The 24,596-nt window shown below is 66.7% G+C and carries 21 protein-coding genes; 15 read left to right on the top strand and 6 right to left on the bottom strand.

What is annotated here, in order from left to right:
* The first annotated feature begins 91 nt into the window (after positions 1-91).
* From mtrA to FB459_RS14595, 6 genes are all read left to right on the top strand, one after another.
* On the top strand, positions 92-772 hold the full coding sequence (gene mtrA / locus FB459_RS14620) for an MtrAB system response regulator MtrA (RefSeq protein ID WP_129625770.1): 681 nt from the start codon (positions 92-94) through the stop codon (positions 770-772).
* Positions 765-2,456, top strand: a complete 1,692-nt coding sequence (gene mtrB / locus FB459_RS14615) for an MtrAB system histidine kinase MtrB (protein WP_129625769.1) — start codon at positions 765-767, stop codon at positions 2,454-2,456. The genes mtrA and mtrB overlap by 8 nt, the downstream gene beginning before the upstream one ends.
* Positions 2,453-4,252 carry an LpqB family beta-propeller domain-containing protein gene (locus FB459_RS14610; protein WP_129625768.1) on the top strand — a complete coding sequence of 600 codons (1,800 nt, stop codon included), beginning with the start codon at positions 2,453-2,455 and terminating at the stop codon, positions 4,250-4,252. The genes mtrB and FB459_RS14610 overlap by 4 nt, the downstream gene beginning before the upstream one ends.
* A 27-nt stretch (positions 4,253-4,279) precedes the next feature.
* Positions 4,280-5,065: a ComF family protein gene (locus FB459_RS14605; protein WP_129625767.1), complete on the top strand. Its 786-nt coding sequence runs from the start codon at positions 4,280-4,282 to the stop codon at positions 5,063-5,065.
* Positions 5,066-5,368: 303 nt separating this feature from the next.
* Positions 5,369-6,019 (top strand): ribosome hibernation-promoting factor, HPF/YfiA family, encoded by a 651-nt coding sequence (hpf, locus tag FB459_RS14600; RefSeq protein WP_129625766.1) that lies wholly within the window; start codon positions 5,369-5,371, stop codon positions 6,017-6,019.
* A gap of 96 nt (positions 6,020-6,115) precedes the next feature.
* Entirely contained in the window at positions 6,116-7,336 is a 1,221-nt protein-coding gene (locus tag FB459_RS14595; protein WP_129625765.1) for a winged helix-turn-helix domain-containing protein, read from the top strand.
* 7 nt (positions 7,337-7,343) lie between these two features.
* Here FB459_RS14595 and FB459_RS14590 read toward each other — a convergent pair whose 3' ends face one another.
* A complete protein-coding gene (locus FB459_RS14590) occupies positions 7,344-7,883 on the bottom strand; it encodes a CGNR zinc finger domain-containing protein (protein WP_141929013.1) in 540 nt (179 codons plus the stop codon).
* Positions 7,884-7,922: 39 nt separating this feature from the next.
* Here FB459_RS14590 and FB459_RS14585 point away from each other — a divergent pair, with 39 nt between their 5' ends.
* A complete protein-coding gene (locus FB459_RS14585) occupies positions 7,923-8,894 on the top strand; it encodes an EamA family transporter (RefSeq protein ID WP_141929012.1) in 972 nt (323 codons plus the stop codon).
* A 55-nt stretch (positions 8,895-8,949) separates the two neighbouring features.
* Here the strand turns inward: FB459_RS14585 and FB459_RS14580 are convergent, their stop codons facing one another.
* On the bottom strand, positions 8,950-11,226 hold the full coding sequence (locus tag FB459_RS14580) for a GNAT family N-acetyltransferase (protein ID WP_141929011.1): 2,277 nt from the start codon (positions 11,224-11,226) through the stop codon (positions 8,950-8,952).
* 142 nt (positions 11,227-11,368) lie between these two features.
* Between FB459_RS14580 and secA the strand changes: the two genes are divergently transcribed.
* A complete protein-coding gene (secA, locus tag FB459_RS14575) occupies positions 11,369-14,098 on the top strand; it encodes a preprotein translocase subunit SecA (RefSeq protein ID WP_141929010.1) in 2,730 nt (909 codons plus the stop codon).
* Between the two features lie 57 nt (positions 14,099-14,155).
* Here secA and FB459_RS14570 read toward each other — a convergent pair whose 3' ends face one another.
* Both FB459_RS14570 and FB459_RS14565 read right to left on the bottom strand, forming a co-directional pair.
* Positions 14,156-14,665 (bottom strand): Rv3235 family protein, encoded by a 510-nt coding sequence (locus FB459_RS14570; protein ID WP_129625760.1) that lies wholly within the window; start codon positions 14,663-14,665, stop codon positions 14,156-14,158.
* Positions 14,662-15,411: a LysM peptidoglycan-binding domain-containing protein gene (locus FB459_RS14565; RefSeq protein ID WP_141929009.1), complete on the bottom strand. Its 750-nt coding sequence runs from the start codon at positions 15,409-15,411 to the stop codon at positions 14,662-14,664. The genes FB459_RS14570 and FB459_RS14565 overlap by 4 nt, the downstream gene beginning before the upstream one ends.
* Before the next feature lie 85 nt (positions 15,412-15,496).
* On the opposite strand from FB459_RS14565, the gene FB459_RS14560 reads away from it, so the two are divergent.
* Entirely contained in the window at positions 15,497-16,042 is a 546-nt protein-coding gene (locus FB459_RS14560; RefSeq protein WP_129625758.1) for a hypothetical protein, read from the top strand.
* Here the strand turns inward: FB459_RS14560 and FB459_RS14555 are convergent, their stop codons facing one another.
* Positions 16,043-16,252: a helix-turn-helix domain-containing protein gene (locus tag FB459_RS14555; protein WP_129625757.1), complete on the bottom strand. Its 210-nt coding sequence runs from the start codon at positions 16,250-16,252 to the stop codon at positions 16,043-16,045. It lies immediately after the preceding gene.
* 170 nt (positions 16,253-16,422) lie between these two features.
* On the opposite strand from FB459_RS14555, the gene FB459_RS14550 reads away from it, so the two are divergent.
* The 6 genes from FB459_RS14550 (at position 16,423) to FB459_RS14530 (ending at position 22,737) form a co-directional block, all read left to right on the top strand.
* Positions 16,423-17,133, top strand: a complete 711-nt coding sequence (locus FB459_RS14550) for a CpaB family protein (RefSeq protein ID WP_141929008.1) — start codon at positions 16,423-16,425, stop codon at positions 17,131-17,133.
* The gene (locus FB459_RS14545) at positions 17,133-18,389 is read left to right on the top strand and encodes a CpaE/TadZ family protein (protein ID WP_141929007.1); all 1,257 of its coding nucleotides are present in this window, start codon (positions 17,133-17,135) and stop codon (positions 18,387-18,389) included. The genes FB459_RS14550 and FB459_RS14545 overlap by 1 nt, the downstream gene beginning before the upstream one ends.
* A gap of 25 nt (positions 18,390-18,414) precedes the next feature.
* Positions 18,415-19,824 (top strand): WS/DGAT/MGAT family O-acyltransferase, encoded by a 1,410-nt coding sequence (locus FB459_RS14540; RefSeq protein ID WP_141929006.1) that lies wholly within the window; start codon positions 18,415-18,417, stop codon positions 19,822-19,824.
* Between the two features lie 19 nt (positions 19,825-19,843).
* Positions 19,844-20,260, top strand: a complete 417-nt coding sequence (locus tag FB459_RS17440) for a DUF6912 family protein (protein WP_425472385.1) — start codon at positions 19,844-19,846, stop codon at positions 20,258-20,260.
* Positions 20,257-20,994 (top strand): nucleotidyltransferase domain-containing protein, encoded by a 738-nt coding sequence (locus tag FB459_RS14535; protein WP_170221953.1) that lies wholly within the window; start codon positions 20,257-20,259, stop codon positions 20,992-20,994. Before FB459_RS17440 ends, FB459_RS14535 begins: the two co-directional genes overlap by 4 nt.
* 345 nt (positions 20,995-21,339) lie before the next feature.
* Positions 21,340-22,737 carry an IS256 family transposase gene (locus FB459_RS14530; RefSeq protein WP_246092468.1) on the top strand — a complete coding sequence of 466 codons (1,398 nt, stop codon included), beginning with the start codon at positions 21,340-21,342 and terminating at the stop codon, positions 22,735-22,737.
* 134 nt (positions 22,738-22,871) lie between these two features.
* Here the strand turns inward: FB459_RS14530 and FB459_RS14525 are convergent, their stop codons facing one another.
* Positions 22,872-24,308, bottom strand: coding sequence for an HNH endonuclease (locus tag FB459_RS14525; RefSeq protein WP_246092467.1), 1,437 nt, complete (start codon positions 24,306-24,308; stop codon positions 22,872-22,874).
* Positions 24,309-24,596: the final 288 nt, after the last annotated feature.

The raw sequence follows: 24,596 nt of genomic DNA, 5'->3' as shown, positions 1-24,596 counted from the left end.
AGGGCACGAACTCACGCGCATTCTCGTTGCGGATCCGTTTGCCTGCTGTGTGAAGATAATTCGAGGTGAACGCGAGAAAGGCTGGATCTGAATGAGTGCCCGAGTGCTTGTGGTGGACGACGACCCGTCGCTCGGGGAGATGCTCGGCATCATCCTGCGCGGGGAAGGGATGCAGGTCGCCCACTGCTCGACGGGGTCCGGCGCATTGGCGGCGTTCCGCGATGCCAAGCCCGACATCGTTCTGCTCGACGTGATGCTGCCCGGTACCGACGGCGTCGAGGTCTGCCGACAGATCCGTGCCGAGTCGCACGTACCGATCGTGATGCTGACCGCCCGCACCGACACCACCGACGTGGTCGCTGGACTCGAGGCCGGCGCCGACGACTACGTCAACAAGCCATTCAAGCCACAGGAACTGGTCGCCCGCGTCCGTGCTCGGCTGCGCCGTGGCGACGAACCCGAGGTGGAGCAGCTGCGCCTCGGCGACCTCACGATCGACGTCGCCGGTCACTCCGTCGTCCGCGACGGCGCGCAGATCTCGCTGACCCCGTTGGAGTTCGACCTGCTGGTGGCGCTCGCGCGAAAGCCGTGGCAGGTCTTCACCCGGGAGGTCTTGCTGGAGCAGGTCTGGGGTTACCGACACGCCGGCGACACCCGACTGGTCAACGTGCACGTGCAGCGTCTGCGCTCCAAGGTCGAGCGCGACCCCGAGCACCCCGAGATCGTCCTGACCGTGCGAGGAGTCGGCTATAAGGCCGGACCGAGTGCCTGACCTCGGCGAGCCGCACGCGCAGCAGTCCGCTGCTCGCCGGTGGTTCGCCGCGCTCGGCGCGGCTCTGCTCGCCACCGCGCGCAGCGTCCGACACTCCTGGCGTCGTTCTTTGCACACCCGCGTGGTCACCACGACCGCGCTCGCCGGCGCGATCGTGACGCTGGTGCTCGGTTCCTACATGTACCACCGGATCGCGACGGACCTGGTGGAGTCGCGGACATCGTCCGCCGAGGCCGAGAGCCAGAGCCGCCGCGCCGACGCGCAGGAGATCTTCGCCAGTACCCCGAACACCGACCTCAGCTCGTTGCGGCAGCTCGCCAGCGACATGGTTCAGCAGGTCAGTTCGCCCGGGGACGACCTGTCCCGCCGGGTCGTCTTCATGCAGGCGGCCGACAACACCGCGCAGCCGATCCCGAAAGTCTCCTCCGCGCAGGCGAGTCCGGAGATGATCCCTGAAGCGATCCGGACGGCGTTGAAGGACGACCCCGATCACCAACAGGTGCAGATCATCACCGTCCCGCAACCGGACGGGGATTCGGTGCCGGCGGTGCTGATCGGTTCGCGGGTGTCGGTGCCGAACGCCGGCCCGTACGACCTGTTCTTCATCTTCCCGATGGACGACGAGGTCACGACGCTGAACATCGTCAAGGGCAGTTTCGCCGCCGGCGGTGTCGCCCTGCTCGCCCTGCTCGCCGCTCTCGCCTACCTGGTGACGCGCATGGTGGTGACGCCGGTGCGGTCGGCCGCGCACGTCGCCGAACGGCTCACCGCAGGTGCGCTCAACGAACGCATGCAGGTGTCCGGCGAGGACGACCTGGCCCGCCTCGCGACCTCGTTCAATGCGATGGCAGACAGCCTGCAACGGCAGATCCGGCAGCTGGAGGATCTGTCCTCACTGCAGCAACGGTTCACCTCGGACGTCTCGCACGAGTTGCGCACGCCGCTCACCACGATCCGCATGGCCGTCGACATGATTCACGCGCACCGCGCCGACTTCAGCCAGCCGCTGTCCCGCTCGGCCGAACTCCTCAGCGCCGAACTCGACCGATTCGAGGCACTGTTGTCCGATCTGCTCGAGATCAGCAGGTTCGACGCCGGGGCGGCTGCCCTCACCCTCGGGCCGGGCGACATGCGTGACCTGGTGGATCGCGTCGTCGACTCCGTCCAGATTCTCGCCGAACGCAACGGCACCGAGATCACCGTTCTCGGCAAGCGCGGCGTCGTCGTCCCGATGGACCACCGACGCATCGAGCGCATTCTGCGTAACTTGGTCACCAACGCGATCGAGCACGGTGAGCGCAAGCCGATCGAGATCGACATCGGTTCCAACTCCGGTGCCGTGGCAGTGACCGTGCGCGACCATGGTGTCGGGCTCGAACCCGGTGACGCTGTCCGGGTGTTCAACCGTTTCTGGCGCGCGGACCCGGCGCGTGCACGTACCACCGGAGGTACCGGCCTCGGCCTGTCGATTTCGCTCGAGGACGCCCGACTGCACGAGGGCTGGTTGCAGGCGTGGGGTTCGCCCGGTGAAGGCAGTTGTTTCCGACTCACCCTTCCGCGTCGGCCGGGTCAACCGATCGGTCGCTCGCCGCTGCCTCTGGCGCCCGACGACTCCCAGGTCGGACGGGTCATGCCGGCCGGCAACTCACTCACCCTGGGCACGAATTCCGGGAGCCAGACATGAGCCGTGTCCTTCGTTCGATCCTGGTCGCCGTTGTCGCCTTCGTGCTGGCAGCATGTGCCGGCCTTCCGACGTCCAGCGATGTCGAGGCTCGTCGACCGATCTCCGACGCACCGAGTGCACCCCCGGCCAATGTCGAGTTCTACGGACCGCGCAGCAACGCCGATCCGGTCGAGACGGTGAAGGGGTTCCTGCGCGCCAACGGCAGCGTCGACGAGGACTTCGCCGTCGCACGGCAATTCCTCACCACGGACGCCAGCCGCGGCTGGGCGCCCGGCGGGCGTGTCGCGATCAACCAGGGTGAACGCGACTTCGCGGTCACCCAGGTGACCCCGGGCCGCGTCTCGCTCACCGCGACGCAGTGGGCCGAACTCGACGCCGGCGGACACCTTCGTCAGTTGGCGGTGCCCAGCCACCGCACCGTCGACATCGGCCTCAAACAGGTCGACGGACAATGGCGCATCTCGCAACTGCCGGCCGACTTCGGACCGTACCTGTCGATGCGTGACTTCCGGGACCGGATGTACACGCCCTACACCGTCTACCTGGCCGAGCGCCGCACCCGCACCCTCGTGCCCGACCAGCAGTGGTTCCCTCGCACCGGACTCGCTGCAGCCCTCGCCCGCGCCGTGCTGCGCGGCGCGCCGGAATGGCTGGCACGGGCGCAGGGCACGACGCCCGACCTCAACCAGGTGCCGGGCGGTACGCGCCTCGCGGTCGACGCCGTCCCGATCGATCAGGACGGAGTCGCGACCGTCGACCTGACCGAGGGCGTCCGCACCGCTGACTCCGCCACTCGAAATGCGCTGTGGGCGGCGATGATGGCGACCTTGAACCAGGTGCCCAGGATCCACCGGGTGGCGATCACCGTCGGTGGTTCGCGTCTGGACACTCCTGATCTTCCGGACATGCCGGTCACGCCGACGGACGTAGGGTTCACCGTGCCGGCGACCAAGGACAACGGAGTGATCACGCGGTCGGGGCAGACGCTGCAATGGCGTGCCGACGCCGGCGCGGCGCAGCCACGTGGTCGAGCGCGACCAACTCTGCCGACATTGAACCGCAACTGGTACATGCTGGCGGCCGATGCCGACGGCGGACAGGTCGCGGGGATCAGCGGCGATCGCAAACTGCTCGGACGTTGGGTCAGTGGTGGCCAGGCCTACCAGGTTCCGGCGTTCGGACGACAGTTGACGCGCCCGAGCTTCAACTCACTCGACGAACTCTGGCTCGCCGGCCTGTCGTTGTCGAATGCAGGTCCCGACCGCGAAGTCTCCAGCGGCGCCGCCGTCTGGGTCATGGACACCACGAACTTCGTCGCGACGACGCGGGCTCAGGCGGTGTCGGTTCCCTGGTTGCGCGACGCGCAGGTGCTGTCACTGAAGTCCTCACGCGACGGCCAACGGGTGGCAGTCCTGACCCGGACGCCGAGGGGCGTCACCAAGTTGCTGCTCGCGTTCGTGATCCGGGATGCCAACGGCCAGGCCACGGCGTTGACCGAACCGATCGAGGTCGGGCAAGCCGTCAGCGATGTCAGCGATGTCGCGTGGGCCAACGACGTCACCCTTGCCGTCATCGGGCGAATGCGACCGGACGACGGTCAGCAGATCATCGAGGTGCCACTGAGCGGGTTCGTGAACCCGATGGGCGCCGTACCGGGTGCCGTACACATCGTGGGAACGGGCCGCGGCACCGGCGAACTGTTCGTCGTCACAGGCGATCCGGGCGTGCAGGAGCGGGTTGGCGGTGGCTGGCGGCGCGTCCCCGGCGTCCTCGACGTGGTGGCACCGGGAAGCTGACTTTCCACACGCCGACAGTTGCTCGGCGTGTCGTCCACAACGCTTGCTCGTCGCTCCGACGGCACGCGTGCATCGGGTTGGCTGGCCACCGTGCAGCGAATCACCCGAGCTCTCCGCCATGCCGCCTTCGGTCTGGAGCGATTGGGGGAACTCGCCGCGCCGCAGGCGTGTGGTGGATGCGGTCTGCGCCACCAGCGCCTGTGCGAGCCGTGTCGGGTGGGTTTCGAACGGCGTCTGGCTCAGCCCGCATTCGGTTGGGTCGAGCGCCCGCTGCCGGGTAGTCCGCCGTGCTGGGCCCACCTCGTCTACGAGGGTGCGGTCACGCGCATGCTTCCCGCGTTCAAGGACGACGACCGAGTCGATCTGCTGCCACCGTTGGCTGCGGCGGTGCGGGCTGCCGTGGAGGGAGTCTTCGACCAGAAGCCTGCGCTGGAGCGTGCCTTGCACACCGGTCGCCTGGTCGTCGTGTGTGCGCCGTCGACAGCCGCGTCGGTGCGGTTGCGGGGTCGACTGCCGCTGCGGGACCTCGTTCGTCGAGCCCTCGAAGGGTCCTCGATGCAGGTGGCCCCGCCAGGCGCACTGCGCTTCGGTCGAGCCGTGCGCGACCAGGCAGGTCTCGGGGTGACGCAGCGGGCCCGCAATCTGTCGGGTTCGATGCGCGCCACCGACGTCCAAGGACGACTTTGCCTGCTCCTGGACGATGTCATCACCTCGGGCGCGACCTTGACGGAGGCAAGTCGCGCCTTGCGCGTCGCCGGAGCGGACGACGTCGTGGCCCTGACTGCCGCTGCTGCCGTGCTGCGTCGACGCTGACGATGCGTGCCGTGCTGACGGTCGACCAGGCGAAAACCGTTGGACCTCATCGTTCTTCGTGTTCGTTTGGTTCCCACTGCAGCGCTCTGTCTCACCGTCGTGACCGACTGGCGGACGGTGCGCGATGGGTGCGTCGATCTGTGGACGCGGCGCCCGCGGTGGCATAGCGTTGGGTCATGGAGAGGCCTTGCGAAATCTCAGTTCGCAGCCGGCCTTGTGTCGCCACCGGAAAGGCAGGTGGTTCATCAGGAGATCAGGACGCTGAAGTCCGCACGACACTCTTGTAGAACACGAGGAGATTCCATGGAGATCACCGTCACCGGACGTCACACGTCCGTGCCCGAGCGTTTTCAGCGCCACATCGAGGAGAAGCTGGCGAAGGTCAACCAGCTCGACCCGCGGGTCACCCGTTGTGAGGTCGTAGTTTCCCACGAAGCCAACCCACGCCAGGCCAAGGAAGCCGAGCGCGTGGAGATCACCTGCTTCGGCAAGCGGGCCGTGATTCGCGCCGAGGCCAGTGCCGATGACACCTACGCAGCGCTCGACCTGGCGACCACCCGACTCGGGGAGCGATTGCGCCGGCAGCACGACAAGCGCAGGGTGCATCGCGGCGGACGCAAGGCACCCAAGTCTGTGCACGACGCCACTGCACCGCTCGCAGACCTCGACCTGTCGCCCGCACAGGGTGGGGCCGAGCAGGAGCCACCGGTGCCCGAGTCGATCGCGAAGCTCGGCGGTGACGCAGACTGCCCGGTCGAGTTGCGCGAGAAGGTGCACAGTACGTCTCCGATGACGGTCGACAACGCGCTCAGCGCCATGGAAGCCGTCGGACACGACTTCTTCTTCTTCCACGACGTCGACTCCGACAAGCCCACCGTCGTCTACCGGCGGCGCGGTTGGTCGTACGGAATGATCACCCTGGACATTCAGGAGCAGACGGAGCAGAGCGCCTGACAAGTCGAGCGACGGGCGGCGGATCCCTGGCGGGTCCGCCGCTCCCGCGTACCGGGCTACGGGTTGTTGTCGGTGACGCGGTCTAGGCTCGAACCGATGACCGACCAACCAGACCTCACGGCTGTCACCGAGACGCTCACCAAAGCGCAGGCGCGACGAATTGCGTTGGCCGCGCAGGGTTTTCACGACCGACGCCCGGAAGCTTTCGCGGCTTCGATGAGGCACGTGCAGCGAGTGATCGACCGGGTCGGCATCATCCAGATCGACAGCGTCAACGTGCTGGCGCGCAGTCAGTACCTCCCGCTGTTCTCCCGTCTCGGGCCCTACGACACCTCATTGCTCGATCGTGCTCGCGACACCGCGCCACGACGGCTCGTGGAGTACTGGGCTCACGAGGCATCCTTGATCCCGCCGACCACCTGGCCGCACCTCACGTTCCGGATGCGGCGTGCCGAGTCGGAGGCCTGGCGTGGGATGCAGAGTGTGGCCCACGAGCATCCTGAGGTGGTTGCTGCGGTCGAGACCGAGGTGCTGCGCTTCGGGCCGCTCACCGCGCGTCAGGTGGAGGCTCGCCTCAAGCACGATGTGCCGCGCAGCAAGGATCAGTGGGGCTGGAACTGGAGCTTGGTCAAGAACGCACTCGAGCATCTGTTCTGGGCGGGCCGGATCACCAGCGCCGGACGCACGACCCAGTTCGAGCGTCGGTACGCGGCAATCGAAACGGCCTTCCCGCCGGCAGCACGCGCGGCCGCCGGGCCTGAGGCGAGGCCGGCCGAGCAGGAGTCCTTCATCGAACTCGTCCGCATCGCTGCGCGGTCCCACGGCATCGGCAGCGAACTGTGCCTGCGCGACTACTTCCGGCTCAAGACCGAACAGGCCCGCCCCGCCATCGCGGAACTGGTGCGTACGGGCGAGTTGCGCCCGGTCGAGGTGCGCGGTTGGAAGCGTCCGGCATTTCTGTACGTCGATGCGGCTCGTCCGCGGCGGACCGAAGCCGAGGCTCTGCTGAGTCCGTTCGATTCGCTGGTCTGGCAGCGCGAACGCACGCACGACCTGTTCGATTTCCATTACCGCATCGAGATCTACACGCCGGCCGCTGATCGGGTGCACGGCTACTACGTGCTGCCGTTCCTGCACCGCGGCGAACTCGTCGGCCGCGTCGACCTCAAGGCCGATCGCAAGTCGAGCGTGCTTCTGGCACAACGCATTTCCTGGGAACCGGAAGCTTCACCGACCGCCGCGAAAGCGTTGATGCGCAATCTGCGATCGATGGCCGACTGGCTCGAGCTCACCGATCTTGCGATGCCGACCGACTGATCCTCGGTCAGTCGTTCCGTCGCTGCCGCTCGCGGTAGGCGGCAACGGCCGCGGCGTTGCTGCAACTGGGGGAGCAGAAGATCTTCGACCGGTTGCGGGTCAGGTCGAGCACGACGCCGTCGCAATCGTCCGCCTCACACACGGACAGTCGCGACAGCTCGTCGGCGCGGATGAAGTCGATCATCGCCATGGCCGTCTCGACCAGGATGCGCACATCCAGGGGGCGGTCGTCGGCCACGACGTGCAGGTGCCAGTCCAGGTCGTCGTGGCGCACCAGGCGGGGCTGCGTCTGCACCTGCGCGAGCGCGTCATTGACCAGGTGGGCCGCGCTGTCCCGATCGGCGGTGAGGATCGCGCGTAATCGCGGACGCAGCGCGCGGACGGCATCCAGGTCTGCCCGCGTTCGTGGGGCCTGTCCGGTGTACCCCTCGCTGCGGTAGAACTCGTGCAGTTGTTCGAGTTCAGTCATGGTATCCGGCTCCGATGCCGAATTGACCAAGCGTACGGCGGCACGCAGGGCAGGCTCGGTGTCATGAGCAAAGCGCATGTTGACACCTTACATCCCGCCGTCCTACTGTCATGAGTCATGACCACCTTGACTCATGACGACACGCACGTCGCCCCAACCGTGAAGAACTCGCGTGGGTTGATGTTCGCCCTCCTGTCGGCGCTGTCGTTCGGTGGTTCGGGAGCGCTCGGACGCGGCCTCATCGAGCTCGGCTGGACACCCGGTGCCGCCGTGTTCTACCGGATCCTGGTCGCTTCGCTGGCACTCAGCATCCCGACCGCGCTCGCCCTTCGTGGACGGTGGCATCTGCTGCGCCAGGACGCTCGACTTGTCGTCGCCTACGGCTTGGTCGCGGTCGCCGGCACGCAGTTGTTCTACTTCAATGCGGTGCAGACCATGCCGGTCGCAATGGCATTGCTGGTCGAGTACGCCGCGCCGATCGCGGTGGTGGCGTTCCTGTGGGTGCGGCACGGTCAGCGTCCCTCCCGCACAACCGTTGTGGGGGCGGTGGTCGCGATCGTCGGGCTCGGGCTGGTTCTCGACCTGCTGTCGGGCGCGAGCGTCGACGTGGCAGGGATGACCTGGGCGTTGCTGGCGACGTGTGGTGCGGCGGTCTACTTCATCCTGTCTGCTCAGGAGACGCACCTGCCGCCGCTGGTTCTGGCTGGTGCCGGGCTGTGGGTCGGTGCTCTCGCGATGGGCCTCGCCTGCGCGACCGGAGTCGTGCCTTACGCAACGGCGACCGGCACCGTCGACTTCAGCGTCGGCGACGTCCCGTGGTGGATCGTGCTGCTCGTGCTCGGCCTGGTGACTGCTGCGCTCGCGTATGCGACCGGTATCGCTGCTGCCCGGGCGCTGGGCTCCCGGGTGGCCTCGTTCTTCGCGTTGATGGAGGTGCTGTTCTCGCTGATGTTCGGTGCGATCCTGCTCGGCCAGCAGCCCGGGCTCCTCCAGTTGGCAGGCGGCATTCTGATCCTCGGTGGTGTGGTGCTGGTCAAGCTCGGCGAGCCCGTCCCCGAACTCGAGCCCACCATCCCCGACCCCGTCTGACTCACCGAGTGGCCGGGCTATGAACCGGTGGCCGCCCTATAGCCCGGCCGCTTGTTCATAGCCCGGCCACTCGGTCAGTCAGGGCCAGGCGTTCGAAGCGCAGGCGGTCGACGACGCGGCCGTCGCCCAGCGGCTCGGTCAGGCTGTCTCGTCCGGTCTGCCGGAAGCCCGTCCGCCGCGCCACTGCGATCGACGGTTCGTTACCTTCGGCCACATTGATCGAGAGCCGTCTCAGCGCGAGACCTTCGGGTGAATAGGCATATCTTGCAGCAGCATTCACCGCTGCGACGGCCAGGCCGCGACCGCGCGCGTCCGGGTGCACCCAGTAACCGAGCTCGCCCGACCGGGTGCGCTGATCGATGTTCTGGACCGTGACACAGCCGAGGAACTCATCGCCGTCCGGTGCGCAGATCGCCCACCGCTGCCGGTCGGCGGTGACCTGACGTTCTCGGCTGAGCCACTCGCGCGTCTGCTGCAGGGTGCGGTCGGCGGACCCGTCCAGCCACAGCACCCAGGACGGATCGACGGACGCCTCGTGCGCGCGGTCGAGATCGGACGGCTGCAGCGGACGCAGCCGCACATCATCGGTTCGGACCGGGTGCGGCAGGCGCTCGTCGACCGTGCGATGGCGCTCGGTGGCAAGCAGTTCGAAGTACGCGCCGTCGGTCACCGACCCGTCCGCGTTCGTGTAGGCCTGATGATCGGCGCCCCACTGACGAAAGCCCGCCGTCAGCAGGATCTTCTGCGAGGCGATGTTGTCCAAGTCGGTGGCGGCATGGATGCGGGTGAGACCCAGTTCGTCGAAGCCGTGGTCGAGGACGGCAGGTAGTACCTGCGCGATGACCCGTCGTCCACGCGCGCTCTGCCACAGCCAGTAACCGACCTCGGCGTTGCCGGTGGTGCCCGCTCCGATGTCGAACAACCCGACGTTGCCGAGCGGTTCGCCGCTGTTGGCGTCCTCAATGCACCAGTTGAGCGACGTGCGCCGGTCCAGCCCGAGACGGTGGCGACGCATGAAGTCGGGGAAGGTCTGCTCGGTCGGAAGTTCATTCGCCATGAATCGCCGGGCGTCGGGGTCGGTGACATGCTCCGGACGCGGAGTGTCGGCGTACGTCCACTCACGCAGCACGAACCGCTCGGTGCGAAGCGTGGGGATCGAGAACGGTGCAATGCGCCCGGTCGCGCGATCGTCGGACGCCAGGAGTTCGAAGCTGATCGCGCCGGAATGCGGTCGGTCGTCGTGGGCCAGCGCAGCCCGCTCGGTGGCGCACTCGGTGAAGCCGGCCCGTCGCAGCGCACGCTGCGAGGCACGGTGGTCCTCGTCCGTGCCGGCGTACAGACGGTGCAGACCCAACCCACCGTCGACGCCGGCAGAATCCGTCCGATCGGCGAAGGCATGCGGGATGAGCAGGTCGAGAGCCTCGGCCAGCACTCCGCGTCCTCGAGCCGACGGGAGCAGCCAATAGCCGACCCACCCCGTGCCGCGGATGAAGTCGACGTCGAGGCGGGTGACCTGGATGTGGCCGAGGAGTTCATCGGTCGCTGCATCGGCGATGCACCAGAAGACACCGTCGCCGATCGCCATCCGCCGACGCCGGTCTCGCAGCCATCGCGGAAAGTCGCCGGCTCGCGGCTGCATGTCGGCGTTGAAGCGCTGCGCGATCTCGTCCGGGCCGTCCGACAACCCCTCGTGATCCCGGTACGGACGCAGCACCACGCGCTCGCCGCGCAGCAGCTTCGCCTCCCACCACGGATGTGCTGCACGGTGCTCCCGCCCGAGCGACAACCCCCATTCGGCGCGAGTGAGCGAGCCCAACCAGAGGTTGTCCGAGTCACCGAACGACCCACGGTGCATGCGGCGCCAGACGCCGTCGAAGGCGAAACCCGCCGCCCAGACCGCGCGCCAGGACGCGAAGTTGCCGGCGCCGCAGCGCCAGGTGACGGCCAACGCGTCCAGATCGCCGAACGCGTGATCGACCACCAACCGGACGGCGCGGGTCATCACCCCGCGCCCGCGCAGTTCAGGGTGCATCGAGTAACCGACCTCCCACGTCCGCGAGCCCCGAGGGTGCAGGTTGATCCCGCCGGCGAACTGCCCGTCCACCTCGATCGCCCACACCGGGTGCACCGGATCGGCAGCCCAGTTGATCGCGACCGAGTCGAGGAACTCCTGCGCCTGCTGCGGTCCGTAGGGATCGGGGAGCGGGATGAACCGCCGCGAGCGCTCGTCGTTCGCGAATTCGATGATCCGGTCGGCGTCGCCGGGGTGGTGCGCTCGCAGCGTCACGACGTCGTCGGAGAGCGTCGGGACGTCCGCCGGGAAATTGACCATGTAACGAGCCAATCAGAACGCGGCGATGGGATCCTCCGATTAACTTCGCCCGTTGGTGCAACAGGCGAGGATCGGACGCCACCGAATCGTCATTGTGTCGCCCATTAGTCTTGGTGGGTCTGTACACGAACGAGGAGCAACAGTGCCGAAGGTAGTCGAGAAGGTCCTGCGGGCCGGTGAAGGCCGCACGCTGAAGAAGCTGCAGGGTCTCGCGGCGCAGGTGAACCTGCTTGAGGACGACTTCAAAGCGATGACCGACGCGGAGTTGCGAGCAGAGACCGACAAGTTCAAGGAGCGCCTGGCTGACGGCGAGACGCTCGATGACCTGTTGCCGGAAGCGTTCGCCGCCGTTCGCGAGGCGAGCGTCCGCACGCTGGGCAAGCGTCACTTCGACGTCCAGCTGATGGGTGGCGCCGCGCTGCACCTCGGCAACGTCGCCGAGATGCGCACCGGTGAGGGCAAGACCCTCGTGGCGACCCTGCCGAGCTACCTCAACGCGTTGTCCGGCAAGGGTGTCCACGTCATCACGACCAACGACTACCTGGCCGAGTACCAGTCCGAGCTGATGGGACGCGTGCACCGCTTCCTCGGCATCGAGACCGGGTGCATCCTGTCCTCGATGACGCCTGACCAACGTCGCGCCGAGTACAACAAGGACATCACCTACGGCACGAACAACGAGTTCGGCTTCGACTACCTGCGCGACAACATGGCGTGGAGTTCCACCGAACTGGTGCAGCGCGGCCACAACTTCGCGATCGTCGACGAGGTCGACTCGATCCTCATCGACGAGGCGCGCACCCCGTTGATCATCAGCGGTCCGGCCGACGAGGCCACCCGCTGGTACACCGAGTTCGCCAAGATCGTCGAGCACCTCACCTGTGCGCCGAAGAAGGCCGGCGAGAACAAGCCGGGCGACGGCGACTACGAGATCGACGAGAAGAAGAAGTCCGTCGGCATCATGGAGTCGGGTATCGAGAAGGTCGAGGACCTCCTCGGTATCGACAACCTCTACCAGGCCGAGAACACCCCGCTGATCGGTTACCTGAACAACGCCATCAAGGCCAAGGAACTGTTCAAGAAGGACAAGGACTACGTCGTCAAGGACGGGGAGATCCTCATCGTCGACGAGCACACCGGACGCATGCTCTCCGGCCGTCGCTACAACGAGGGCATGCACCAGGCGATCGAGGCCAAGGAGGAGGTGGAGATCCAGAACGAGAACCACACCATGGCCACGATCACCCTGCAGAACTACTTCCGCATGTACGACAAGCTCGCCGGCATGACCGGTACGGCCCAGACCGAGGCCGCCGAGTTGCACCAGATCTACAAGCTGGGCGTCGTGACCATCCCCACCAACAAGCCGATGGTCCGTAAAGATCAGGCCGACTTGATCTACCGCACCGAAGAGGCGAAGTTCCGCGCCGTCGTCGACGACATCGTTGACCGCCACCGCGAGGGACAGCCGGTCCTGGTCGGTACGACGAGCGTCGTGAAGTCGGAGTACCTCTCGGAACAGTTGCGGCGCAAGGGAGTTCCGCACGAGGTCCTCAACGCAAAGTTCCACGAGCAGGAAGCCCAGATCATCGCGCAGGCCGGCCGCAAGGGCGCCGTCACGGTCGCGACGAACATGGCCGGTCGAGGCACCGACATCATGCTCGGCGGTAACCCCGAGCACATCGCTGTCGCCGCGCTGAAGCGCAAGGGTCTCGACCCGGAGCAGACGCCCGAGGAGTACGAGGCTGCCTGGGACGAGGCGCTCGCGAAGGCGGAGAAGGCGGTCGAGCAGCAGCACGAGGAGGTGCTCGAACTCGGAGGCCTGTACGTGCTCGGCACCGAGCGCCACGAGTCGCGCCGTATCGACAACCAGCTGCGTGGTCGCGCCGGCCGCCAGGGCGATCCGGGCGAGAGTCGCTTCTACCTGTCGTTGCAGGACGACCTCATGCGCTTGTTCAACGCGAGCATGGTCGACCGCTTCATGCAGACCGCGAAGATCGAGGACGAGGTCCCGATCGAGTCCAAGATGGTCAGCCGCTCGATCCAGTCGGCGCAGACCAGCGTCGAGGCGCAGAACTTCGAGATCCGCAAGAACGTCCTGAAGTACGACGACGTGCTGAACCGGCAGTGCGAGACCTTGTACAAGGAGCGCCGCCGCATCCTCGAGGGCGAGGACCTCGAGCCCCAGGTGCGTCACTTCATCAACGACGTGGTGGACGCGTATGTCGACGGAGCGACCGCGCAGGGCTTCTCCGACGACTGGGACCTCGACGAACTGTGGTCGGCGTTGCGCGACCTCTACCCGGTCTCGATCACGATCGAGGAGATCGAGGACGAGGTCGGCGGCCGAGCCGGTTTGAACCGCGACATCCTCGTGCAGGAAATCCGCTCCGATGTCCACCACGCCTACGACACCCGCGAGAAGGCTTGGGGCGCCGATGTGGCTCGTGAGGTCGAACGCCGCGTCATGCTGTCGGTTCTGGACCGCAAGTGGCGCGAGCACCTCTACGAGATGGACTACCTCAAGGAGGGCATCGGCCTGCGCCAGTTCGCCCAGCGTGACCCGTTGGTCGAGTACCAGCGAGAGGGTTACCAGCTCTACTCCGCGATGAACGACGGGATCAAGGAGGAGGCCATTCAGAACCTCTTCCACGTCGAGGTCGACCCGGACGAGGTGCAGGCATCCCTGCCGGAGAAGACCAACGAGAAGCTCACGCTGACCGCACCGGGCGAGGACGGCCAGGCGCACCAGCACGAGATCACGGACGACGGTCGTGTTCTCGATGACGAGGACGACAGCCAGTTGCCGCGTGCGCAGCGCCGTGCCAACGCGCGCAGGGCGAAGAAGGCGAAGGCCTCTTCCCAGAAGTGACCTGCACGATGAAGGCGGCCGTCCCTCTGGTCGGCCGCCTTCGTCTTTCGTTGCACGTCAACCCATTTCGAGCTCGGTGAGCAACCAGCGTCCGTCGCATCCGCTGAGCCGCATCGCGACAGCGCGGACACGACCGCGGTCGTAGACGACCGCACTCACCTCGGCGATTCCGTCAACGGCATCACACACGCGCACGCGTAGTACGCGACTAGGGCGTCCCGGTCGTGCGCCGCGACGAACCGCGGTCGCGTACGCACGGCGGACCCGTTCGCGCAGTTCGAGAGTCAGACAGCGCTCGATCTGCGACGGTGGACGGACCCCGCTCATCACCTCGAGCAGGCCGTGCACCAGCCGCGTACCCCACGCCGTCGGGTCGGGCAGGTCACTGGTACTGGAGTGCTGCGGACCGAACTCGACGTCGTGCCGTCCCGACCGGAAATCGACGGCGAGCGATGACTGGTCCAACGAGACCGACTGCAGATGGCGGCGCGGTCGAGCAGCCGGCAGCAGGCTCGGCGCCGGACGGGAGTGGACCGGCGTGGGTACGTGGACGGGTGCGGCGCTCATCGGGAACTCCCTTGTCTGGCAGTGAAATCGGTATCAGTGGGCGGGTGAAGGATCTGGCCCGCGAGCAGTAGGTCCGGGTTGTCGCCGATGACCGTTCGGTTGGCCTCGTGCCAGGCAGGAACAGCCCGCGCGATCTGCGCGGCGGACGCGTCAGGGCCGAGAGCTCGTCCGACGATCGCCCAGAGTGTGTCGCCCCGGTGCACGACGACCGAGTGATCGTTCGCGGCACCGGGCATTACGAGCGCGCTCCGGTCGGCCGGGTCGACCGCCTTCGGTGCGGTCGGCAGCCACCCGGGGTCCGGTGCCGGGTCGTCGGACATTGCACTCGGAGCCGTCCGGAAGTCGGGGGTCGGAAAAGGAGAACCGTTCGTGGACAACGCAGTTGCCGGTGCCGTGGCCACTGCGTCCGGGCCCATCGGTGATGCCGACGCCGGTACTCCTGAGAAGGACACCGTCCAGCCGGCGATCGCGATGAGCGCCGTGGCAACGAGGCGGGTGGCGCCGTCGACGCGCATCCGCGGACGGGCGATCTCGGTCCGCGCCACGAGCGCGACGGCGCCTGCCCACGCGCACGTGATGGCCAGCGCGGTCAACAGCGCGGTCGACCACAGGGAATCGAAGGACACGAACGGTTCGCGACCCTGCTTCAGGAGTGTCAGCACGCACCAGGACGACGCGGAAGCTGCGACAGCGGCGAGCAGGAGTGCGAGAGCTCGTGCTCTCCTGCGGGTGGACTCATCGATCATGAGATGACAGTAAACGTAGTAAAACGTCATCAACAGTCTGCAAAAGTAAGAAGTGAGTAAAGTTCTGCGCGGGTACTCTCCCGGCATGCGGTGGGACCACTTGTTCGATGACCTCGAAGCACAGTTCGCGCAGCGCGAACGCCAGGAAGTACTGGCCCAGGTACCCGATCGCACCCGCCATGAGCGGGCTCAGGTCTCGTGGTTCGACCGGGTGGCAGCGGGGGTCGGCACGAAGATCGTCCTGTCGACGGTGGCCGGTCCGGTCGAGGGAGAACTCACCGACCTGGGCCGCGACTGGGTGGTCGTCGAGGAGCCGGGCCGTTCGAGTGCGATCGTTCCGGCGACGGCGATCGTCAGCATCGGCGGACTGGGCCGCCGCAGTGATCAGGCGCCTTCGGTGACCCGTCGGTTCGGGCTCGGTGTCGCCCTGCGCGGAATCTCCCGAGACCGTTCAGCGGTGGCTGTCCACGACACGGCCGGATCGGTGTGGGTGGGCACGATCGACTTCGTCGGAAGTGACCACGTCGAGGTGGTGCTGCACCCAGCGGATGCGGTGCGCCGAGGCGGCGCGGTGACCGGCCGCCGGGTTCTGCCATGGGCGGCGATCGCGGTCATCCGGCGGATCGGCTGATCACTCGGTCACGGTGCCCGACTCGACCTTCGAGCGGGTGTCGGCGTACGCCCGTTGGATGTAGGCCTCGAGTTGATCGGCTTCGATACGCCACGACTTGCCCACCTTGATCGCCGGTAGATCCCCTGAACTGATCAGGCCGTACACGGCTCGCGCAGAGATGTTCAATGTCTCCGCGACGTCCGAGATCTGCAGAAAGCGGGCAGGCACCGAGGCGTCCTTTCCGGTCGGCCGAAGTGGTGGTCATCGGGCTGAGCACGTGCTGTGGCCATTGTGGCGCATCGCAGGTTTGAACAAGTTTTTACCTGTGGACAACTCGCCTTGGCGTGGATCCGAACGCAAGATGAAGCGGACAACACGTATCGACGGGAGAACGACCGATGGGCGACACCCACACCACGACGTCTCGCATGACGCCTCGCGCGACGTCGCAGTCGGCTGCCGACGGGCGTCCGGCCCAACGCCTGCAGAAACCGTCGTGGAAGGACGGTCGCCTCATCGCCGGGGTGCTGCTGGTGATCCTGGCGATGCTCGCGGGCGCGCTGACCCTCAAGCAGTTCGACTCGTCCGTCGAGGTGCTCCGTGCGAAGCGGACGCTCCTGCCGGGCGACTCCGTGGCGGCATCCGATCTCGAGGTGGTCAAGGTGCGGATCGACAACGGGCGAGAAGGTTACTTCGGCACCGGCAAGAAGCCGACAGGCACCGTGCTGCGGGAGGTCCGCGAAGGGGAACTGGTGCCGACGAGCGCCATCGGGTCGGCCGGCGAGGTGAACGCGAAGAGCATCGGTCTGCCGGTCGCCGGCTCGCAGGCGGCCGCACTGGTGCGCGGCTCGGTCGTCGACGTGTGGGTCGCGCGACGCACGCCGGGTTCGACCGGTACCAACGACTTCCAGCGTCCGACCAAAGAGGTACAACGGGCGACCGTGCATCGTGTGCCCATGTCAGGATCGGGCCTCGGAGTGTCGTCCGGCGGGGACCAGGTCTACGTCCTGGTGCCCGATGGGAAGGTTGCCACGATCATCGAATCGGTGAACGGTGGTGCGAAGGTCACGCTGATCCCCGCCGCGGGTTCACCGATGAAGGGCAACTGATGGCGATCGCGGTCATCACCGGGGTCAGTGCGCACGCCGAGGCGGAGATCGCTGCGGTGCTCGGCGCGGCGAACGGGGTGGATCTGGTCCGACGCTGTGCTGATCTCGCTGAGGTGCTCGCCGTCGCTGCCGCCGGTCGTGCGGAGGTGGCGCTGGTCTCGGCGGACCTGCCCGGTCTCGATCTGTCGTCCGTACGCGAACTACGCGACCAGGGCGTACGTGTCATCGGCGTGTTCGCCGACGAGTCGCAGGAGCGCACACTGCGTGAGTGGGGTGTCAGCTGGCTGATCGGTGATCGAGCTGCCCAGGACGAACTCCTCGAGCAGGTGCACGCGGCGGCGACGACCGACGTACCGCGTGTGGCAGCCCTGCCCGAGGAGGATGCCGGTTCTCCGGCACCCAACGAGCAGGACGAGGACGGCAAGGTCATCGTGGTCTGGGGCACCGGGGGCGCACCCGGACGTTCGGTCCTCGCAGCCAACCTCGCCGTCGAATTCGCGGCTGCCGGAGAACCCACGATGCTGATCGACGCCGACACCTATGGTGCGTGCCAGGCCCAACTGTTCGGCGTGCTGGATGAAGCACCGGGCGTCGCCGCTGCGACACGGCTGGCTGAAGCCGGACGCCTCGACACCGTCTCGCTCGCCGGGCTGGCGCCGATGGTGGGGGAGAGGTTGCGCATCCTGACCGGCCTGCCGCGCCCGGACCGTTGGCCGGAAGTTCGTTCTGCTGCACTGCAATCGGTACTTGAAACCTCGAAACGGATGCATCGATGGACCATCGTCGACATTGCGGCACCGACCGATCTGGACGAGGAGTTGAGCTTCGACACCGTTGCGCCACAACGGAACATGGCCACTCGTGCAGTGCTCGACAACGCGGACGAGGTGTTGGTCGTGGCTGCCGGTGACCCGATCGGAATCGGTAGGCTCGTGCGCGCGATCGACGAGGTCAAGGAACTCACCGTCGCTCGGTCGACGGTGGTGGTCACCAAGGTTCGTGCATCGGCCGCCGGTCGCAACCCGCGCCAGGAGATCGAGCACGCGCTGCAGCGGTTCGCCGGCGTCGAACCGGTGTTGATCCCGGACGACCGCGACGCGTTGGACGCTGCGCTGCTCGCCGGCAGGGCACTTGCCGAAACCGCCCCGTCGTCGCCGGCGGCAGCAGCGATCCGCGCACTCGCGCACGAACGGATGGGTCTGGCGCAGGGCCGTCCCGCGCGCCGGGGACGAGGTCTGCGTAAGCGAGCGGGCTGACCACCAGGGATGAGAACATAGCCGCGTGGCTGATCGACTGACCTCACTCGACGCGTCCTTCCTGTACCTGGAGGACGCCACCACGCCTATGCACGTCGGTTCGGTGATGGTGTTCGACCCGCCGGCGGAGGGGTTCGAGTACGACAACATCATCGACCTTGTCAGCAACCGCATCGCCTACGTGCCGCGGTACCGCCAGCGGGTTCGGCACACCCCCGGACGCATCAGCAACCCGGTCTGGGTCGACGACCAGGACTTCGACATCACGTATCACGTACGTCGCTCCGCACTGCCGAAACCGGGCAACACCGCCCAGCTGGAGGAGTTCGTCGGACGTATCCAGTCGCGCGCGCTGGATCGGGATCGTCCGCTGTGGGAGCTGTACCTCGTCGAAGGGCTTGAGCGCGGACGCTTCGCGATCGTCACGAAGACCCACCAGGCACTCGTCGACGGTGTGAACGCGATCGACATCGGCCAGGTGATCGTCGACTCCGACGCGGGCCGCGAGGACCAGATCCCGCACACCTGGCGGGCGCGTCCGGAGCCGTCGGCGATCGAACTCGTCGCCGACAGCATCTTCTCGATGCTGCGCAGCCCGGGGCGAGTGATCCGCGAGGGAGTCGAGGTACTGACCGACGTTCACACTCTGGGTCGGCGAGTCGCGGGCACGGCAACCGATCTGTTGGGTGTGCTGGCCCGGAGCACCGCGCTGCGGGCGCCGAGCAGCCCGCTCAATGCGCAGGTCAGCGGGTACCGGCGGTACGTGATGCTGGAGAGTAAGCTCGCCGATTACCAGAAGGTGCGTACCCGCATCACGGCCGACAGCTCCAATGAGCACGTCACTGTCCATGACGTCGTGCTTGCTGCGGTCGCGGGCGGTCTGCGGGCGTGGCTGATGTCGCGTGGGCAGGCAGTCGACAGCGGTGCGACGATCCGCGCAATGGTGCCGGTGAGCACGCACTCCGTCGACGACGACCCGGACCAGGACCAGGTGACCGCATGCTTCATCGACCTCCCCGTCGGGGAGCCGAATGCACGGATGCGACTGCACCAGGTCGCGTACGCGATGCAACAGCAGGTTGATTCGCGCACCGCCGTCGGAGCGCGGTCGCTGTCGGGCCTGTCCGGGTTCGCGCCGCCCACCCTGCACTCTCTCGGGGCTCGCCTCGGTGGTGTGATGTCCCGCCGGATGTTCAACCTGGTCATCACCAACGTCCCCGGGCCGCAGCACGAGCTGTACGCCGCGGACGCCGAGATGATCGGTTCCTATCCGGTGATCCCGATCGCCAAAGGTCAGGCGCTCGCCATCGGTCTCACGTCGTACAACGGCAAGGTGTTCTTCGGCCTCACCGCAGACCGCGACTCGATGCCTGACGTCGAGATGCTCGGCCAATGTGTCGAGGAAGCACTTGCCGAACTCGTGTCCGAGAGCTGAGGAGGCACCCGTGACCACCATGCGCCGGATCTACCTTCAGCTGACCACCGAGCAACTCCTCGCGCTGCGCGACGGACGTGAACTCACCGACGAGCGATTCGACGCATTCGCGGTGACGGACGCAGCTCGCGCCGGACGCCCTGGTGTCGACGACGACGAGGTGCACGAGTACGCCGCGAGCCAGGACGCCGCGCTGGCCGCGATCGCGCTCGGGGCGCAGGTCGTCGCCGCTGCTGACGTCGCCGAAGGCTCGGTGACGGACGGTAATGCCGACGCGAAGGTGGTCGCCTGTGGACCGTTGCCGCTCAAGCGGTTTGCCAGCTTTCACCTGATCGATGGCGACGCGGCCGCCGAGCATCCGGACCAGGACATCGAACTGTCCTGGTTCGACGCCACGGAGTTGGGTGTGCTTCTCGACGTGATCGACAACCAGTGACCGAACCCTTCCCGCTCGCCCTGGACGAATCTGTCCGCCTCGCGACGCAGGTTGTGGCACAACGGTTTTCCTCCCCGGTTGCGGCCTGGCTCGGCGGGAGCGTCGTTCGAGGAACGGCCACCGCCCTGTCGGACCTGGACATCACTGTCCTGCTGGACGGGCCACCTGCACCGATGCGGGAGTCGCTGCGGGCCGACGGCGTTCCGGTCGAACTGTTCGTCCATACCGAATCGTCGTTGGCGTTCTACCGGGCGACGGATCAGGATCGTAGACAGCCGACGATGCAGCGGCTGGTAGGCGAATCGGTCGTCCTGGTCGATCGGGACGGATCCGGTGAACGACTGCGACGAGACTGTCTGCACGAGATCGCTGCAGGCCCGAAACCGTTGTCCCAGAGTGAAACAGAGCATCAGAGATACGGACTCACAGACCTGATCGACGACCTCGAGGGCGCTGAGTACAACGCTTACCTCGCGTTCTACGTCTACGAGAAAGCGACTCGTTTCCTGCTGGCCCACGATCGGGCATGGCAGGGCACCGGCAAGGGTCTCGAGGCCGCCGTCGCCGAGTGGGCGAAGACCCGCCCGGAGCCGTGGACTCGCTGGCGTCAGGACTGGCAGGCCGCTTGGGACGGTGCCGACCAGATCGCTGTCGTGAGGCTGGCTCGTCGTGCTCTCGACCACTGCGGTGGTCCGCTGTGGGAAGGTCACCGGGTCGAGGGCACGACCGGCTGAGGACGCCGGCGGTCAGTCGAAGTCCTGCTCGGGTGCCCGCTGCCCGCTGCTGTCGACCGGGTAGCCGTGGGTGCGGTCCGTGGCCCGGGGTTGTGTTCTCGGCGACGTACACGAAGAAGCGACCGGCGGGCAGGTGTGCGCGGTCAGGGAAAGGTTCGGTCGCGATCGTGCGGCCATCGATCCGATAGCCGGTGGCGTCCCGCGAGACCGGGCCCGCGAGCACCGTGGTGTCGCCCGGATCAAGTGAGATACCGATCGTACGGCCGCCAGACGGGTTCCCATTGAAGCCGCATCCGGCCGTGCCCGGTCTCGACTTCGTCGCTGCCGCAGTCGGAGGTGTAGCGCATGACGCTGCAGGACGTGAACAACAGCAACCAGGACCGGACCGAAGCCCAGGAATTGTCTCGGCGGCGTGAGCCGGCCGATCGTCTGCCAAGCAAGTCCGAGGAGCAGGCTCGCCGACTGGCGGCGATCACCGAACTGGTGCAGGAAGCCCGCGCCAACGGTGACTCGCTGACCGGCCCGTCAGGACTGTTGAAGGACCTGACCAAGATGGTGCTGGAGGTCTCCCTGGAAGAGGAGATGACCGAGCACCTCGGCCACGGCAAGCACGATCCGCCGGCCCCGGCCGCTGGTACTGACCACGATGATGTTGGGAGTCGCACCACGGACGAGCGGATTCGTAATGTTCGCAACGGTTCCCGGACCAAGACCGTGTTGACGGACACTGTCGGCAGGGTCGAGATCCAAGTGCCACGGGACCGGGCGGGCACGTTCGAACCGGTGATCGTGCCCAAGCACCACCGCAAGCTCGGCAGCGTGGAGCAGGTCGTGCTGTCGCTGACCGCGAAGGATTTGACGACTGGTGAGATCAGCGCGCACTTGGAGGAGATCTACGGCGCGAGCGTGTCCCGGGACACGATCAGCCGGATCACTGACCGGATCGGCGAGGAGATGAACGAGTGGCTGTCGCGGCCGCTGGACCCTGTCTACGCCGCGATCTTTATCGACGCGATCGTGGTCAAGGTGCGTGACGGGCAGGTCGCCAACCGGCCGTTCTATGCCGCGATCGGGGTCACCGTCGACGGCTGCAAGGACCTGCTCGGGTTGTGGGCCGGCACCCCCGGCGACGGGGAGGGAGCCAAGTACTGGCTGGCGGTGCTGACTGAGTTGAAGAACCGCGGCATCAAGGACGCGATGTTCGTGGTCTGTGACGGCCTGAAGGGCTTGCCGGAGGTGGTGGCCACGACCTGGCCGGACGCGACCGTCCAGACGTGTGTCATTCACTTGCTGCGCAACAGTTTCCGGCTGACGTCGCGTAAGTACTGGGATCAGATCGCCCGGGAGTTGAAGCTGGTGTACACCGCGCCCACTGCGCAGGCGGCACGAGCACAGTTCGAGACGTTCACCGACAGCTGGGGCCAGCGGTATCCGGCGTTGATCCGGTTGTGGGACAGCGCGTGGGAGGAGTTCACCCCGTTCCTGGCCTACGACGTCGAGATCCGGCGAATCTTCTTCAGTACCAACGCGATCGAGTCGTTGAATGCCCGCTACCGACGAGCGGTGCGAGCTCGCGGGCATTTCCCGAACGAGCAAGCAGCGCTTAAATGCCTGTACCTGGTGACCAGGTCGCTGGACCCCACCGGGCGAGGACAGGCACGATGGACCATGCGATGGAAGCCAGCACTCAACGTGTTCGCGACCGTCTTCGAGGGCCGCTGGCCCACCGCAGAGAAGTACTAATCAACAGGACCAGAAACACCGAAATTCTGACACTCCCCTGAAAAGGACGGCAGATCGCCTGAATCGCCGATCAGCAAAGAGTTCGTGCAGAAACTGTGCTGGCGCGGGGTGGGGATGGGTCGTCTGCGCGCCGTTCAGGCGGCGTTGACACCCTTGCTGTGGTGCCAGGTCACGGTGTGGTCGGTGACGGTGGCGGTGAGGTGGTCGCGGTGCACGATGCGGTGGTGGGTGGTGCACAGCAGGGCTGAGTTCGCGAGGGACGTTTCACCGCCGGCCCACCAGGGGGTCACGTGGTGCACTTCGCACATGACGGGTGGTCGGTCACATCCGTCGTAGGTGCAGTGTTTGTCGCGTTGGATCACGGTTCTTCGGAGTTCTTTGTCGACCAGCCGGACCTTGCGTCCGACGTTCAACGGTTGGGACTTGGAGCCGAGGACCATCGGGATGATCTCCGCATCGCAGGCGAGTTGTCGGATCGTGTCGGGGGTGACACCGACCCCGGTGTCGGTGACCCCGAGTCCGGCAAGGGCTTTGGCGAGCACCTCGTAGTCGATGGTGACGACCAACCGGGCACTGCCGAAGGTGCGGATGCTGCCGTCACCGTCGATTCCTTGGGCGCCCATGGTGATCAGCGTGAGCAGCGCGTCCGCGCGTCGTTTGCCCGGTGACCGGGTATCCGGCTCCCCCGTCTTCGCAGCACCCTGGTGGTGGCGGTGGTTCGGCTCGTCACAGCAGTCGGTGACCGGCGCCGGTGCGGACAACGCACCGATGGCGTGCTTCACGATCTCCGCGTGATCCGGGGACAGGTCCGCGATCAGGCGGACCATGCCCTCAGGCAGGTCGATCCAGGTCAACGATTCGTGTGCCCGGACCGCGTCTTCCTTCTCGTCCAACACCTCATCACCGAACATCGCGATGATTCGCTTGGTCAGTTCGTGGACTGCTTTGGCGCCGGAGCCTGGTTCCAGGCCGAGGAACCAGGAGAACACTTCACCCCGGCCTGCCGTGGGGAGCACGGCTTTGATCGTGTCGATATTGTCCAGCGCGGTCTTGGCGATGGTGGTGTTCACCGATCCGGTGCACACCGCGTCCGCCAGCACCTGGTTCAACGGGGACCGGCACGCATCCGCGAGTTTGCTGATCCGGGCGGCGTGCGCCGGCTCGATCCCCGACCGCAGAGGTTCCTGCCCGAGATCGCCGGGTTCACTGGTGGCGCTGGCAGGGTCACTGGCCGGCGGGGACTCGGGAACCAGTGGTCCGGCCACGGACAGGGTTTCCGCACCCAACAACCCGGGCACGGGTTCACCGGTCGACAACCGTTGCACCCACTGCGCCGCGTTCGCGGCGGTGGACCGGTCGATCACACCCCGCCCGATCGCGTCCGTGGTGAGCGCGACGAGGGAGGCTTCGGCCTGCTGCATCATCACCACCAGCGATTGCGCAGTGGCCGTGAGTTCGACATCGGTCAGGTTCGACGACACCTTCCCAAGGCGCCGCACCGACGCCAACGCGTCGGTCGCGACGGCAGCGCATTCGGCTGCTTCACCGGGGTAGGAGGTGGTCTCGAACATGGTTTCATCGTACATGTGTTCGGACCCGTACGGCAGCCTTTCCACACCCCGATTTCGTTCGCTGACAGCGAAATTCGCTACCGACGGGTATCCACAGCCCTGATGACAGTGACGAGTTGTCCACACGGATGAGCCGGAGACTTGATGCGGGAAAGGGCTGGTGCTGGACGAGTTCGTTGCCCGGTCTGCGAGGGGTATGGACGCTGGTGATCGAGCAGGCCGACTTCTCCGGGCCACGGCGTTCACGGGTAACCGGACAGTTCGACGTCGAAAGACTGCGGTCGCCGA

Origin of the sequence: Yimella lutea (assembly GCF_006715095.1) — a bacterium.
Lineage (GTDB): Bacteria > Actinomycetota > Actinomycetes > Actinomycetales > Dermatophilaceae > Yimella > Yimella lutea.
The sequence above is the reverse complement of the archived record's forward strand: the minus strand, read 5'-3'. Positions and strand labels throughout refer to the sequence as shown.

What these genes read in the sequence shown, in the direction of transcription:
- mtrA (WP_129625770.1), top strand. Translation starts at nt 92, where the DNA reads ATGAGTGCCCGAGTGCTTGTGGTGGACGACGACCCGTCGCTCGGGGAG.
- FB459_RS14610 (WP_129625768.1), top strand. Translation starts at nt 2,453, where the DNA reads ATGAGCCGTGTCCTTCGTTCGATCCTGGTCGCCGTTGTCGCCTTCGTG.
- hpf (WP_129625766.1), top strand. Translation starts at nt 5,369, where the DNA reads ATGGAGATCACCGTCACCGGACGTCACACGTCCGTGCCCGAGCGTTTT.
- FB459_RS14595 (WP_129625765.1), top strand. Translation starts at nt 6,116, where the DNA reads ATGACCGACCAACCAGACCTCACGGCTGTCACCGAGACGCTCACCAAA.
- FB459_RS14590 (WP_141929013.1), bottom strand. Translation starts at nt 7,883, where the DNA reads ATGCGCTTTGCTCATGACACCGAGCCTGCCCTGCGTGCCGCCGTACGC.
- FB459_RS14585 (WP_141929012.1), top strand. Translation starts at nt 7,923, where the DNA reads ATGACCACCTTGACTCATGACGACACGCACGTCGCCCCAACCGTGAAG.
- FB459_RS14580 (WP_141929011.1), bottom strand. Translation starts at nt 11,226, where the DNA reads ATGGTCAATTTCCCGGCGGACGTCCCGACGCTCTCCGACGACGTCGTG.
- FB459_RS14570 (WP_129625760.1), bottom strand. Translation starts at nt 14,665, where the DNA reads ATGAGCGCCGCACCCGTCCACGTACCCACGCCGGTCCACTCCCGTCCG.
- FB459_RS14565 (WP_141929009.1), bottom strand. Translation starts at nt 15,411, where the DNA reads ATGATCGATGAGTCCACCCGCAGGAGAGCACGAGCTCTCGCACTCCTG.
- FB459_RS14560 (WP_129625758.1), top strand. Translation starts at nt 15,497, where the DNA reads ATGCGGTGGGACCACTTGTTCGATGACCTCGAAGCACAGTTCGCGCAG.
- FB459_RS14550 (WP_141929008.1), top strand. Translation starts at nt 16,423, where the DNA reads ATGGGCGACACCCACACCACGACGTCTCGCATGACGCCTCGCGCGACG.
- FB459_RS14545 (WP_141929007.1), top strand. Translation starts at nt 17,133, where the DNA reads ATGGCGATCGCGGTCATCACCGGGGTCAGTGCGCACGCCGAGGCGGAG.
- FB459_RS17440 (WP_425472385.1), top strand. Translation starts at nt 19,844, where the DNA reads ATGCGCCGGATCTACCTTCAGCTGACCACCGAGCAACTCCTCGCGCTG.
- FB459_RS14530 (WP_246092468.1), top strand. Translation starts at nt 21,340, where the DNA reads ATGACGCTGCAGGACGTGAACAACAGCAACCAGGACCGGACCGAAGCC.
- FB459_RS14525 (WP_246092467.1), bottom strand. Translation starts at nt 24,308, where the DNA reads ATGTTCGAGACCACCTCCTACCCCGGTGAAGCAGCCGAATGCGCTGCC.